13 protein-coding genes are annotated in these 14,857 nt (G+C 40.5%); all 13 read right to left on the reverse strand.

Features of this window, described 5'->3' with window-relative positions:
- Window positions 1-69: 69 nt before the first annotated feature.
- The 13 genes from CTER_RS03735 to CTER_RS03795 all read right to left on the reverse strand — a co-directional run bounded on the left by CTER_RS03735 (window position 70) and on the right by CTER_RS03795 (window position 14,766).
- Window positions 70-753: a hypothetical protein gene (locus CTER_RS03735; protein ID WP_004623840.1), complete on the reverse strand. Its 684-nt coding sequence runs from the start codon at window positions 751-753 to the stop codon at window positions 70-72.
- Entirely contained in the window at window positions 746-2,776 is a 2,031-nt protein-coding gene (locus CTER_RS03740) for a beta-galactosidase (protein WP_004623835.1), read from the reverse strand. The genes CTER_RS03735 and CTER_RS03740 overlap by 8 nt, the downstream gene beginning before the upstream one ends.
- Before the next feature lie 120 nt (window positions 2,777-2,896).
- Window positions 2,897-3,739: a carbohydrate ABC transporter permease gene (locus CTER_RS03745; protein ID WP_004623834.1), complete on the reverse strand. Its 843-nt coding sequence runs from the start codon at window positions 3,737-3,739 to the stop codon at window positions 2,897-2,899.
- A 9-nt stretch (window positions 3,740-3,748) separates the two neighbouring features.
- A complete protein-coding gene (locus tag CTER_RS03750; protein ID WP_004623844.1) occupies window positions 3,749-4,627 on the reverse strand; it encodes a carbohydrate ABC transporter permease in 879 nt (292 codons plus the stop codon).
- A 90-nt stretch (window positions 4,628-4,717) separates the two neighbouring features.
- The gene (locus tag CTER_RS03755) at window positions 4,718-6,088 is read right to left on the reverse strand and encodes an ABC transporter substrate-binding protein (protein WP_004623828.1); all 1,371 of its coding nucleotides are present in this window, start codon (window positions 6,086-6,088) and stop codon (window positions 4,718-4,720) included.
- 434 nt (window positions 6,089-6,522) lie between these two features.
- Window positions 6,523-7,110: a TlpA family protein disulfide reductase gene (locus CTER_RS03760; RefSeq protein ID WP_004623839.1), complete on the reverse strand. Its 588-nt coding sequence runs from the start codon at window positions 7,108-7,110 to the stop codon at window positions 6,523-6,525.
- 11 nt (window positions 7,111-7,121) lie between these two features.
- Window positions 7,122-7,787 (reverse strand): cytochrome c biogenesis CcdA family protein, encoded by a 666-nt coding sequence (locus CTER_RS03765; protein ID WP_004623825.1) that lies wholly within the window; start codon window positions 7,785-7,787, stop codon window positions 7,122-7,124.
- Window positions 7,788-7,851: 64 nt separating this feature from the next.
- On the reverse strand, window positions 7,852-8,136 hold the full coding sequence (locus CTER_RS03770; RefSeq protein WP_004623820.1) for an ArsR/SmtB family transcription factor: 285 nt from the start codon (window positions 8,134-8,136) through the stop codon (window positions 7,852-7,854).
- Between the two features lie 224 nt (window positions 8,137-8,360).
- On the reverse strand, window positions 8,361-10,223 hold the full coding sequence (locus tag CTER_RS03775) for an ABC transporter ATP-binding protein (protein ID WP_004623813.1): 1,863 nt from the start codon (window positions 10,221-10,223) through the stop codon (window positions 8,361-8,363).
- On the reverse strand, window positions 10,220-11,980 hold the full coding sequence (locus CTER_RS03780; RefSeq protein WP_004623809.1) for an ABC transporter ATP-binding protein: 1,761 nt from the start codon (window positions 11,978-11,980) through the stop codon (window positions 10,220-10,222). The genes CTER_RS03775 and CTER_RS03780 overlap by 4 nt, the downstream gene beginning before the upstream one ends.
- 146 nt (window positions 11,981-12,126) lie before the next feature.
- Window positions 12,127-12,570 (reverse strand): MarR family winged helix-turn-helix transcriptional regulator, encoded by a 444-nt coding sequence (locus CTER_RS03785; protein WP_040760260.1) that lies wholly within the window; start codon window positions 12,568-12,570, stop codon window positions 12,127-12,129.
- 144 nt (window positions 12,571-12,714) lie between these two features.
- A complete protein-coding gene (locus tag CTER_RS03790; RefSeq protein WP_004623801.1) occupies window positions 12,715-13,617 on the reverse strand; it encodes a PHP domain-containing protein in 903 nt (300 codons plus the stop codon).
- Window positions 13,618-13,758: 141 nt separating this feature from the next.
- Window positions 13,759-14,766, reverse strand: coding sequence for an ROK family protein (locus CTER_RS03795; protein WP_004623805.1), 1,008 nt, complete (start codon window positions 14,764-14,766; stop codon window positions 13,759-13,761).
- Window positions 14,767-14,857 lie beyond the last annotated feature (91 nt).

Raw genomic sequence — 14,857 nt, forward strand, 5'->3', positions numbered from 1 at the left:
TTGTCTCACAACAATTACCATATTCATTATTTTGTATAAATGGCTTTACACTTGGTACTTTTTCATAATTCACAGGCTCATCAGCCAGATCTCTTTTGCCTTTTGCAAATAGTCTTTAAGCTCCATCCTGACAGGAATAATCTTGCAGCTGTATTCTTTCTTTATCATCCCATAAATCGATTCATAATCCTCATCAGCATCAGGGTACCTGTCCGAAGTAGACAGGCGTGTTAATTTTCCTTTCATAAACTCTAAAATACAGTTGAAATACAATTTGTCATTGTCTGTCAGCCATATAAAAACCACAGCATTATCAATTTCACCTTTAAGACAGGCTTTGAGCCTTTCCATATAACATCTCATTGTCTGGCTGTTTCTTTTGTATATCTTTATTCCGGCTCCGTTCTCCTGAGCATGGTAAAGACCAATAAAGTAATCATCTATATCCTGCTTATAAACAGTAGCTTTCTGTATTTCACCGTAGTAGCTTATCAGCCCCTCAGGAGTGTAAACTCTGATTTCTATTATATCAGAAAATTCGACAAAAATATCATCTATGCTGAGTACCTGTCCTTTGACATATGCTTCCAGTGAAAAGTTCTGATGGTCTGAGGTCTGAGCTTTATATACTCCTGATCCCTGATCCAGGATATGAAGTATCTTTCCTGTATTTATAAGTGGAGCAAGAACAGTTCCAAGGTTTGTCCATATTTCAGGTTTTAAAAACTCTATTTTGATTCTGCCGTCAATCATTTGCTGCTTCCTCCATTTCTACCTTCCAGATCTGAACAGTATGTGCGGGTATATCAATCACAAGGCTGCTATCCTTTGCCGAACCGCTGCTCCTCCACACGGCCGAAAATATGCAGACACCTTTGAACTCCAACAGTGCTGTTTGTTCTTCAACTGCTTTATTTGCTATATAAAGCAGCTGGATTTTAGGATTAACATGGTTTTTATGGACAGAAACTTCTATATTGGGGTTTTCGCATGAAACAATGTTATTTACAAGGCTTTTCGTATTTATCATACTTATATCAAAAGCTTCCGGATCCTTTAAAGGAATTATCTGCCCGTTGGAATGCTTCTTGATTTCTTCCTCCAGAAGGCTGCAGTTGTTGAAATCACGGTCCAAATATGGAGTATATGGCCCAAGTATTAAGCGCTTGTCCTTTGTTTGAGAAAATTGTAAAAGCTGCTCCTGAACCTTTTTATCCATAAAATCATATGAAGAAGCAATAATGACATCGTACTCTGTCCACTTTTCTGCAGGCAGATAGTGATCCGAATAATTGTAGTCATAGTGCTTTGAGTCCAAAATTCCGGAAATCTGCTCCACCCATTTTTCATCACTGTAATTTCCCGGTGTATAATCCAGGTTCAACTGTAAATCTACCTCTGGAATAAATAGTTCATGGGGAATATCCAAACCGTTTATAAAGCAGTTTGATGATAGTGTATTTAAATCCATAATGGAATACAACGCTCTGAATCTGCCCATATCATAATTCCTCATAATAAGAATTTTCGGTTTTCTCTTATATTGATGCAGATTGTGCTCTTTCATCATTTTTACCATATCACTGAACATATTATAATAATTCAACCGTTTCCGTCCGTCATTTGTGACAGGGCAGCCGCTCCAACGGTCACGCTCCACCAGCATATAAAAGTTAACAGCCTTCAGACCGTTCATTATGGAATATAAATAGCCGAATTCCTCTTCTTCCGCCGTAAGGAGTACTTCTCTGTCAAACCATGAACCCGATCCGAATTCAGGTACAAAAGGAAGTCTGCTGCTGCCCGCCAAATATCGTATTCGCCTGCGAAGCATGGCAGTATCACCGGGTTCAGGATATGCATCAATGCCTGCGACCTCCAGTTTATTAATCATTTCGGCCCGCTGGACCGAAATCGGAGTGTAATCCTGATAAGCACAATTATGGAAAACAGGAATGCCCAGCTCTAATTTTTCCAATATTGCAATTATCCTTTTCAAGGTATCAAGTATCTGATATTCCTTATATTCAACCCAATCAAAGTAATGGGGCAAATCCTCCCTGACCGTTCCCTTAAACCCCCACGGAGCTTTAATTTCCACGAAATCATCATATGTACTGCGGTATACCTGGTTTAATTCACTTATACTATTGTACTTTTCTGTCAGAAACCTGTGATACAAATCGGTTGAGGCAGATGAATAATCCATGATATAAGGCCTGTCTCTAAAAAAGTTGCAGGTTTCATTATCAGCCTGGATTAAAATTATACATCCCTTTTCATGAATATGTTTCTTTAAAACAGGTGCCAGCTTTTTAAAATAAATTTCTGTCTTTTCATATAATTTTTCACTTGAATAGGAGGGTATGGGAAACTGCTTTGCTGCATATGGATATACTACAGTTGAGCCCCATGGGGTTCTTGCCTGGATATCCTCATCCATAAGTATCCATTCAGGATATCCGAAAAAGGTCATTTCGGCGTTTATATGCGGCCCTGGACGAACTATAACATGGAGTCCCTTTTCTTCACATAAACTTAAGAACCCATCCAAGTCCTTGTTACTTTCTATTTCACCAAAATCAAATTTTCCTTCTTCATACTCATGAACAGACCATGGAATATAGGTTTCAATGATTTCAAAGCCCATATTGCATATATGTTCCAAAATGGTATCCCATTTTTCCCTGTCACTTCTCCAATAGTGTATTGAACCGCTGTATAATGGTTTTTCAATGCCATGAATCATAACCCCGGTTTCGGTAAATTTTATCATCCAGTCCTCCCCCGCAAGCCAGTTGCCTATCAGCTTTATAACCTGCGTCAATAATTGTAATATTAAATAAAATAATTTTTACATAACTCATATTTTTATCTGTACCGCCTCGTGCCGAGTTTATCCTTTGACTGCTCCTGCTGTCATACCTGCTATTACCTGCTTTTGGAACAGCAGATACATAATGACTACGGGTGCAATTGATATTGCAAAACCGGCGCAGAGCAAGCCGTATTGAGTCAGGTATGATCCTTTTAAAACCGATATTGCAACGGATAATGTCCGTTTAGCGGGTGTTGAGATTACTACCAGGCCCAGCAAAAGGTCATTCCAGCAATTCAGGAAAGCTAATGTTGCTACTGTGGCCAGGCCCGGTTTTGCTATGGGTAATAATATCTGAAAGAAAACCCTTGCTTTTCCGCAGCCGTCAATAGTTGCCGCTTCGTCAATCTCTTTTGGAATGCTTTTCAGAAATCCGTTCATTATAAACATGCTGAAGGAAATATTTACTGCGGTATATACCAGAATAAGACTAAATAAATTATCTGTTAGCTTTAAATATTTAAAGATTAATACCGATGGAATCAATAAAGCATGTATGGGTATCATAAGTCCCAGAGAAAAATATGTGGATAACAGCTTACTTTTAGCCACTCTGGTCAATATATAGCTTCCCATGGATGTAATTACCGCCAGAATTACCAAAGCTATCATACATACAAATAAGCTGTTAAAAAATGATCTTCCTGCATTGGCACTCTTCCAGGCCTCGGAGTAATTCTCCCATCTGAATATGCGCGGAAGCCCAAAGGAATTACCATAGATATCATTATTATCCTTCAATGACGTAATCAATACCCAAACGAAAGGATACAGAGAAATGACCGACACTAAAAGGAGAAAAATATACTTTACTGTTCCTTGAATCTTGTATTTCAGCGGCTTATCAAAAAAATTACGCATCTGTACCTCCTAATTTTCACTCCCGGATGCAGCGAACCTGTTAAATAATAATGTTATAGTCAAAGAAATTAGAATAATTGTTATTGTTATGGCACTTCCCATTCCGAAATCGGAATTGCCGAAGGCTGTTTTATACATGAATACTCCCAGATATGCCGAACGTACCCCGGGACCGCCGTTCGTCATGATATAGGAATGGTCAAAGGCTTTAAGTGAACCTGTGACGCATAAAACTATGCATATGTTAAGGAAAACAGATAACTGAGGCAGAACAACATGAAAGAATGTTTTGACTTCTCCTGCTCCATCAATCTGGGCGCTTTCTATCAAATCTTCCGGGATTGACTGCAGGGCTCCTAAAAAAATAGTAACATATAAGCCTATATACTGCCACACCTGAGGTGCCATTACAGCATACAGCAAAGTTTTCGGGTTTGACAGCCAGTTGGTTTGAATCATGTCCAAACCAACTGCAGAAAGAATTTTGTTAAAAATCCCGATCTCGCTGTTATAAAATAGTGAAAACATTAATCCGATGGCCACAGGAGCGATAACGACAGGCAGGAAAAATACTGTTCTGAAAATTTTCATTCCCCTGGTTATTGTATAAAGTAGATATGCCAGCAGCAGTCCAAAGGAAATCTGAACTATTAATGAGACAGCTGTTAATTTAAGGGTGTTAAAAAAAGTTATCCAATAATCGTTATTTTTGAGCAGCTCTTTATAATTTCCCAATCCGATAAACACTTTTTCTGAAACTCCGTTCCATTGGGTAAGACTGTAGTAGCTTGTCTGAAGCATGGGTACAAAGAGAAACGTTGTATAGATCAGAAATACAGGAGCCAGAAACAAAACCGGTAAGGTTAGTTTATTAATTTTATTTTTCATTAGAGTCCCTTTCTGAAAAGAAGGCCATCTCAATATTTTATTTTGAGACAGCCTTTACATTTTCATTCTATACAGTAAATAAACCTTAACCTATTTACTGTTTTTATCCAGAACTGCTTGTATTTTGTCAACAAAAGCCTGTGGTTCCAGAGCCTTGATAAACAATTCATCCAGGCTGCTGTCGAACATGTTGAGGGCGTCAAGACTTGGCATGGTTGAGAAATGAACCTGTATCAATTTCTTGTCAGCTGCATAAGCCATCATCTTCTGATAGATCACTTTTTGACCGTTCATATCCACATTGACCTTCTTGGCAGGAATCATACCGCTTTTTGAAAGGTTGACTGAAAGCTCATCCGATGCGAGAAAATCACAAAGTTTTATCATTGCATCATGTTTTTCAGGATCATTAAAGGTTGCCTTATTTATCTCAAAACCATAAACTGTGAAACCTGACATAATTGCAGCAGGATCTATATCTGCATCAGGGAGTTTGGGAATCGGAACAACTTCGCTGATCTTTTGTATTTCTTCAGGAATGGACTCAAACATCCATGGATAAGTATATGTCATAGCTGCCTTTTTATCTGTATACAGCTGCAGGCATGCTGCCCAGCCGCCGTTTGCCACAGTGTCCTTGGGGAACATTTTATTATTGATCATATCCTGTATGTTTGCAGCTACTTTTACAGCATTGGCAGTATTGAATTTTCTTGATGCAGTGAGGTTTTTAAGTTCATCTGCCGCACCATTGTATTGATTGTACAATTCACTGAAGAAGAACTCGGACGGTGTTCCACCGCTGCTTGCCATTGCTATGGGAATAATTCCTTTATCATTAAGTACTTTTGATACCTGTTTTAATTCATCATATGTTTTAGGTACTGTGAGACCATTTTGTTTAAATATTTCAGTATTTACAAGGAAAACTCCGCGGGTTGATTCAAGAGGAACACCGTAAGTCTTTCCATCTGCAGCCGTATAGTAGCTAAAGGAAGAAGGTTCAAAATTTTCTCTCTTCACAGTTTGACTGGCTTTAAAATATTCATCAATATCCAAAAGCAGACCTGCTTCAACCATAACATTCATCATGGCTCCACCCCAGTAGGTAAACGCATCGGGTAAATTTCCAGATGAAATCTGAGTCTTTATTTTTGTCTTGTAATCCTCAGTGCTGTATGTTTCAAAGGATATATCCATAGAGTCCTTGTTCGCATTCTGGAATTCCTGGAATTTAGGATAAAAATAATTGTATTTTGAGTCCCCTTCACCCCAGTTTGTCGACAGTACCAGTGAAACCTTCTTTTGAGCAGTATCAGCAGTACTTACGGCTGCTGTCGAATTTGCAGTCTGACTAGAAGATGTATTATCAGATGAATCCTTGCTTCCGCATGCAGCCATACTAACTGTTAAAACAGCTGTCACGGCCAATGCAAATGCCTTTTTACTAAAATTTTTCATGGTCATCCTCCTGTTATTATATATTTCTTCCTGATAGTTATAACATGCGCAAGTTGTAACTTTATATAAAGGTTTTCCCTTATGTGAAAATTGTATAGGATTAAGCACAAAAGATAAATACGATAAAATTCAGTAATATGTTATAAAATATTACGCTTTACATGCAAAAGGCTGCAGTAAACTAAATCGATTATTAGTTTACTGCAGCCTTTTGAAGCAGGAACGGAGATTTCCCACCCCTGCTTATCATTTCTCTTTATAAATTAAAATTTGTTCTCCATGCTTAGGATTTGAATATCGAAATCTTAGAAAGCTTCTTTCTCAAATTAAATGCATCCCAGGGCAGATGTTCCGCATTGTTCATGTTCCTCATAAATGTCAATGCTTCATTGTATAATTCTTTATCATGTGGTTCATCCAGAAGGTGCTTAAATTCACCTTATTAAATCAATTCCTTTTTGTAAGGTTTTTTCATCAATACCCCCTTGAACCCCTGTCACAATATAGCCGTCCTTATCAATAAAGATTGTTGTAGGTATGGACGCAATACCGTATTTATCGGCCGCATCCTGCTTGGTGTCAAAATAAACAGGAAACGAAAAATCCTCGTCCTTTACATACTGTGCACCTTTTTCTTGTGTTTCACGCTGCCCGTCCACAAGATCTATCATTATAAATGTGATGTCCTGTCCAACTTCCTCATATACCTTATTGAATTCGGGCATTTCACTTTTACATGGAGGGCACCAGCTTGCCCAAAAGTTCAGTACAATTGGTTTGCCGAATAATTCTGACAGTTTCACATTATTTCCGGCCGCATCTAAAACCGTAAAATCAGGTGCTTTCATTTTTTCTGTTACCTGCTCCTGGTTGTCTTGAGACACCTGACCATTTTTTTGAGAAATGTCAATATTATTTTGCGGTGATACCCTTTGGCTGAGTATGTTGTACACACAAGCAGCCAGGACAACAAACAAGGCAAATGCTGCTATCAGGATGATTGTTTTTGTTTTCTTGTTCATAAATATGCCCCCTAAAAAGTTAAAAGTGAAAGAAAATATCCCATGTATCCGGTTGCCATAAGTATACCGATAATGATGAGCAGTCCGCCGGATATAAAATTGATGATTTTATAATTTCTCTTAATAAAATTGAATGCACCTTTAAGCTGGTCAATTAATAGAGCACTTGCGACAAATGGAATCCCCAGCCCTAATGAAAAGGTAAGCAGCATGGAAATTCCTTGCAGTGATGATCCTCCCAGAGATGCCATCAGCAGAGCAGAACCCAGAAATGCCCCCACACAGGGTGTCCAGCTAATGGAAAACACAAGCCCAAAGAGCATGGATGAAAAAAATCCAAGATTTTTAACAACAGCATTTTTATTGCTTATACGGTTTAAAAATCCGATTTTTATAACTCCTAAAAAATTCAGACCAAATACAATTACAATTAGTCCTGTTACAACATTAAGTATTGTTGTGTAATCACGTATAACTCTTCCAATAATCCCCGCAAAAGCACCCATTGTAATAAAGACGACGGTAAACCCCAAAACAAATCCAATTGCATTCATGAGTGTTTTTCTTCCATTTACTTCATTTGCTGCAAAATACGATATGTATATAGGCAGCATGGGCAAAAGGCAGGGAGATATGAATGTAATAATGCCTTCTAAAAACAAAAGAATATATTGCATACTGATATACCTTTCAAATGTACTATACCTTTATTTGTTTATACTAAAACAATAAAATTATTATCTAATCATCACAATAATATTTTCTCAGCGTTTGGATAATTTCCTCAACCCTGTGGTCGGCGATTGAATAAGTTATATTTTGGCCATTTTTAGTAAAGTCCAGTATCCCATGTGCTTTCAAGAGCGCCAGGTGCTGTGATAATGCCGACTGTGTAATATTGGGAACTTTCTCGGCGATCCTGCTGACAGTTTTGGGCTCTTTCATCAACACACACAAAATCATCAAACGGTTTTCATTTGCCAATACTTTTAAAAGCTCTGCCAGCTGTTTCGCTTTTTTTTCCATAAACTTATCCCCTCTCTTTGTTTTTATGTTGAAATTGCTTTTGTCAATGTTTACATATCATTAATTAAGTAATTTCTAATATTCTACTATACAAATAAAGATTAATCAAGTGTAATACCGGAATGAAGACATTGGTTTTCCCAATTCTTTAAGACAAAAAAAGAGGGTATCTTCGTTAGAAAATACTCTCTTCTAAATTATCTTGCCATGCCGGCTGTGGCTGCTTATGCAGCAGGTTCAAACTGGCTGTTGTAAAGGTCGGCATAGAAGCCGCCCTTCGCCAGCAGTTCCAGATGGCTGCCGCTTTCGATGATATCCCCGTCCTTCATTACCAAAATCAAATCGGCGTTTTTTATGGTTGAAAGCCGGTGGGCAATCACAAAGGATGTGCGGCCTTGGGTCAGCTTATCCATTGCTTCCTGAATCAGCAGTTCAGTACGGGTATCCACGCTGCTGGTCGCCTCGTCCAAAATCAGCATTGGCGCATTCTGAATCATGGCTCTGGCAATAGTAACAAGCTGTTTTTGCCCCTGTGAAAGGTTGGCCTTATCATTCAACGGTGTGTCATACCCGTGCGGCAGTGTCTTGATAAAGTGGTGCAGTCCCACTGCCTTGCACGCGGCAATTACCTGTCCGTCTGTCACACCTTGCTTGCAATAGATGATGTTTTCCTTGATAGTGCCCTCGAAAAGCCATGTATCCTGCAACACCATACCGAACTGCTCATGCACGTTTTCACGCCGGACCTGGCTTTCGGGTATGTCATCCAACAGGATTTCACCGCTGTCCAGCTCATAGAAGCGCATAAGCAGGTTGACCATTGTGGTTTTTCCCGCGCCGGTGGGCCCCACTATTGCCACTTTCTGTCCGGCCCTGATTTTAGCCGAGAAGTCGTGAATGATAGTCTTATCCGGTGTATACCCAAACTTTACATGGCGGAATTCTACATCACCTTTTACGTTTTCCAGCCGCTTTGCTTTTTGGCTCTCGTCGGACAGTTCTTCTTCATCAAAGAACTCGAATACGCGCTCACTGGCAGCAGCAGTTCTTTGCAGGTTTTGAAAGGCCTGTGCGATTTGAGACAGGGGTTGGGTGAACAGGCGGATATATATCATAAATGCGACTATCACCCCGAAGCTAATGGTTCCGTTCATGGCCAGAGCTGCTCCCACCACGCAGACGGCCACATAGCCGAAGTTGCCGATAAACGCCATAAACGGCATCATCATACCGGACATAAACTGGCTTTTCCAGCCGCTGTCAAACAGATTTTGATTTACATTTTCAAAAACCTTCTTGGCTTCCTTGCCGCCGTTATATGCTTTTACCACGTTATGACCGGAGTAAACCTCCTCCACATGACCATTGGCCGCACCCAAATCATTTTGCTGCCGGACGAAGTATTTTTGAGATTTCATCATGATAATGCTCATGAAGGCAAACCCGAAAATGCTCGATCCAATGGCGGTCAGTGCCATAATCCAGTTGTTATAAAACATCATAATGGCAGAGCCCACAAACATGGTAATGGATGTGACCAGGTTTCCGATGCTTTGGTTCATGGTCATGCCAATGGTGTCCACATCGTTGGTTACACGGCTGAGAACATCACCATAGCTGACCTTGTCAAAATATTTTAAGGGCATCCTGTTGATTTTTTGGGATATGCCGGTACGCATATTTTTGCTGATTTTCTGCGTTATCGTTGCCATCATGTAGCTTTGAATAAAACTGAGAACGGTAGAACCTGCGTAAAAAGCAACCAGCAGGAACGCGATGCTTTTTACTGCGGATAAGTCTATTGTACCAAGAATCTGTTTGCCGTTTACCAGCGCGGGCAGCCCCTTCATGATTTCATTGGTTATTTCCTTCAACTTATCGGGTCCGACTATTTGAAGCACCGTTCCGATTGCCGCCAAAACGAGAGCGACAACCACCGCGGGCATATAATTCTTACAATAGGCAATCAACTTGCCCCAGGTTTCCTTAAAGTTTTTCGGCTTTTCTGCCACGCCGCCCATAGGCCCCGGCCCCATCGGCCCTCCGGCAGGTCTGCCATGCGGTTTGTTTCTTGTTTGCGCACTCATGATACAAGTTCCTCCTCACTTAATTGGCTCATGGCAATTTGCCTGTATACCTCACAGGTTTGCAGCAAATCCCTGTGTCTGCCCTTCCCAACAACCCGGCCCTCATTCAGCACGACAATCTGGTCGGCATCCATAATAGTACCGATACGCTGCGCCACAATCATACTGGTCACTCCGGCAGTTTCTTTTTTCAGCACACTGCGCAGAACCCGGTCGGTTTTGTAGTCCAGCGCAGAAAAGGAATCATCGAAGATATAAATTTCCGGCTTCCGGCAGACTGCGCGGGCAATGGCGAGCCGCTGTTTTTGGCCGCCCGACACATTTGATCCGCCTTGAGAGATGTCGGCGTCATAACCACCGTCCATGCGCTCCACAAAATCCGAGCCCTGTGCAATAGCAACAGCTTTTTTAACTTCATCTGCTGAATATCCACCCTGTCCGTTATCGCCGTATGCCACATTAGAGGAAACTGTACCCCTGAATATGACCGCCTTCTGCGGCACATAGCCGATTTTGTTGTGCAATGCTTCCTGCGTATATTCCCGGATATTTACGCCGTCAATCAGAATTTCGCCCTCGGTGGCATCAAAAAATCGTGGGACAAGATTAATGAGGGTTGACTTGCCGCTGCCTGTGGAACCGATAAAGGCGATGGTTTCACCCTGTTTTACCGTGAAATTCACATCCTTCAGCACATAGTCAGCCGCACCCGGGTATTTAAAGCTCACATGCTTGAACGTTACCTCTCCGGCCAAACCCGGAATGCTTTCTGTCCGGGTTCCGTCCAATATCGTGGGTTTGGTGTCCAGCACCTCGTTGATACGTTTTGCGGAAACACTGGCCCGTGGAAGCATGATAAAAATCATGACCAGCATCATAAAGGACATGATAACCTGCATGGCATAACTGGAAAATACCACCATGTTCGAAAACAGTGTCAGTTTATCCGTCATCTCGGCAGCATTAATCAAGTATGCGCCTATCCAATATATAGAGAGGGACAAACCGCTCATAATCATGCTCATAACAGGCAGCATAATTGCCATAGCCCGGCTGGTGAAAAGCTGGGTAGCAGTTAATTCGTCATTGGCCTGCTCAAATCTTTTTTCCTGGTAATCCTCGGCATTATAGGCCCTTACCACACGCAAGCCCGTCAGATTTTCGCGGGTAACACGGTTCATATTGTCAGTCAAGGTTTGCATCTTTTTGAATTTTGGTATGACGAATATCATCAGGAAACCGATCATCACAATCAAAATCACTACTGCAGCTCCTGTCGTCAATGTCCATTCGAAGCCCTTTCCAGCAATTTTGGTAATAGCCCATACAGCTGTAATAGGCGCTTTAATGATAAGCTGCAGCCCCATTGTAATCAACATTTGAACCTGCGTAATGTCATTTGTGGAACGGGTAATGAGGCTGTCAGTGGAGAAACGGTTGATTTCCTCCATGGAAAAGGCTTCCACCTTGTTAAAAAGCAGACTGCGCAGCTGCTTTGAAAACGTGGCGGCAATTCGTGCAGCAAAAAAACCAACAATAATGGCAGATATCAAGCTGCCAAGCGTGCAAAGCAGCATTTTGCCGCCTGCTATCCAAATGTCACTCATGGCACTGCCGGGTGTTTGTACCAACATTGTGATTTTAGACATATAATCCGGCGATTTTAAATCCAGCCAGACCTGTATCACCACAAAAAACAAGCTGATGAATGCCATCAGCCATTCTCTTGGCTTGAGGTATTTAAAAATTCGAATCATGAAAAAGACTCCCCCTTGTTATCCGTGTTAATATTGAACGCCGTTAGCGTTCGAGGTTTTTTAATGCAGACATATTGCAGCCTGCATTCTTAATTTTACTTTATTTCATTTCTGGTTGCTTGGGACATTCACCCGACGGGCATTTTCTACTCGGTAATATCCGGCATGGTTCGCTGGGCAATCTCAAAGAACCGTTCCATAAGCCGGACAAACTCCTTTGCGTCCTTCTCTCCCATTTCGGTCAGTACACAAATCATATGGTTCCTCATTTGCTGCATAAATGTATGAATTCGTTCACGCCCTGCATCTGTGATCGTGACCAGAATATTGCGGCGGTTGGACGTATCGATCTCACGATGGATCTGCCCTTTTTTTTCAAGGGTTCCGAGAGCTACTGAAATTCGTGCCGTGCTGCTTCGCAGTGCTTCACTCAACTCGGAGGGAAGCGCAGGTGAAGCCTTTTCAAAAAGATACTTCAGAATAAAAAGCTCGCCTTTCCCTGAACGATGAAAATCTTCCATAAATTTACCGCGGGCCATCAAAGCATCTAATGCATTAACCGCTTCTTCAATAGCGTTCAATTTATTCATCTCCTTTTATAATTTGTAGCATTAATGATTAATACTGTTAATAGTATACGCTGTTTGTTTTAATTTATCAATAGGGTTCTGAAAAAATTTAACTGTTCTTTTTTAAATTATCAGTGTTTAGGGAGTTTTTAGCAGTGCATGAAATTATTTGAATAAACCGGATAAGAAGCCGCTTTGCATTTCCTCGTCTGAAATTAAGCAGCCGTGCTGCCCAATTGAAATTGACGGCTTGGTTTTACCATGATAATCACTGCCGCAAGTAACAAGTATATTATTATTTATTGCTGCTTTATAGAATTTAAAGGCCGCTGACGGTGAATGGTAGCTGCTGAAGGCCTCTATACCGTCAATTCCTTTTGAAATAATATCATTCAGTATTTTACCATTGTCTTTCAGAGAAGCACCGGGATGTGCGAGAATGGCCTTTCCCCCGTTTTCATGAATGATTTCAACAATGTGCTCCAAGGTTGGGTAAAGCATTTCAACATAGCAGGGTTTCCCCTGGGAATAAAAATCCCAGTAGAAATTAACATACGGATTATCACTTCTGGACTCACCGGGACGATAAGGCAGAAGTAATTTATGATTTTTATACTCATGTTTATTTAACAGTACTTCCGCAAACATTTCCCCGGTCCATCTGTCATTCCAATACATATTTTCAGTCAAAGAGGACATATCGTCTCTGCTGATACCGAACCCTAACTTTTGAGTGGCAAGCAGCATTTTGTAAGACACTTCGGAACTTTGTTTTGTTATATCGTTCTCGATTATTTCAAAATCAGGACTGTTATAATCGATTCCATATCCCAATATGTGAAGATTGGTACCATTAAAAGTGCAGTCAATCTCTACAGCGGGAATATAAGTTATTCCTGCTGCCAATGCCATGCTTTGTGCCTCCCCATTTGCTCTTACACAATTGTGGTCGGCAATTGCCATAATTTGAATATCATTATTTTTGCATTTTATAACAAGTTCCTGGGGGCTGACTTCCCCATCATCACTATAGCAAGAGTGCAAATGCAAATCAATGGCACTTTTCACAAAACAGTCCCTCCTTTATTATTTATAGATAATCCTGTACATCAAATTTTTTATTTCCAACCAGGCTTTGTAAGGCAGTTCTGCAAACATTCTGTCTTTTTGCTTCATATAAATTTGCAGCCTTTCCATATAGCTTATAATTTATAAATTAAGGTATAGTGTATCAATTATTTTAAGAGCTATCTGTCTGATTCCTGCTTCGAAATCAGTATTTAAATCCGTTGATGTAATAATTTCCGGAAGCATGATTTTTTCTGCGGCCGACAGACTTTTTTCATGGCTGATCCAAGCTATTGAATCAGCTGATTTTTCTCCATAAAGGACAATGGTATCCGGATTGAACATACACTGAAATGCCTGTATGGTTTTTATCTTTATATTTTCCATATCTGCAGGGTTGTAATCAAAGGATTCCCAGTCTATACCAAATGGGAGATATTTTATTTCTCCGGCCAAACCGTTTCTCCCCTTGTAAATATCACCGTTCAGGTGGATTCCGGCTCCAGGTGGGTATTTGCCGGGAAAGTAGAGTCCAATGACACATTTATTGCTGGGGATATTATTCTGACGGCAGTAGCCAATTACAGCCGCATTTATATCATTTTCTATATGGGCGGGCAGATGAAATTTTTCATGTATATGTCCTGAGAGGGATTGTTCCTTCAATTCCTCATAATCGCTTATGACAAGCCTTTGATTCACCTCTTCACCCGGAATACCAAAACATATTGCTTTGATTTGAGGATATTTGGAAATAAGATATTCTATAATGGAGTCGAAGCTGTCAATACTAACGTTGGATAAATTTTGTTCGATTCTTTCTATCACCCCTCCCCTCAAATCGGTAACACAATAAAAAGCTGTATCCTGCCCCTTGTATTCATGCATAAAAATTGTCAAAGCCAGGCGGAATTTACTGTTATATCTGAATGATGCCGCCGGACGTCCACCGTCGGAATTCAATATTGTGTCGGTATGCAGCTCGCCTGTATCCAACAAGGTATTTACCAGGGAATTTACGGTTACCACACTGAGACCTGTAATTTCGGCTAGCTGGGGTTTGGTGGCAGTACCGGCATCTTTTAGGGCACTGCGCACTTTATTTAAATTAATTTCTTTTATTATATTGCCGTTACCTTTTTGATTCATATTTAGCTCCTCTACAGTATAATAAAGGTACTTTATAAATAGAGTTTATAAAGTACCTTTATTATATTTCTTTTCAAAAACATTGTCAACA

Source organism: Ruminiclostridium cellobioparum subsp. termitidis CT1112 (assembly GCF_000350485.1).
Classification (GTDB): Bacteria; Bacillota; Clostridia; order Acetivibrionales; family DSM-1351; genus Ruminiclostridium; species Ruminiclostridium termitidis.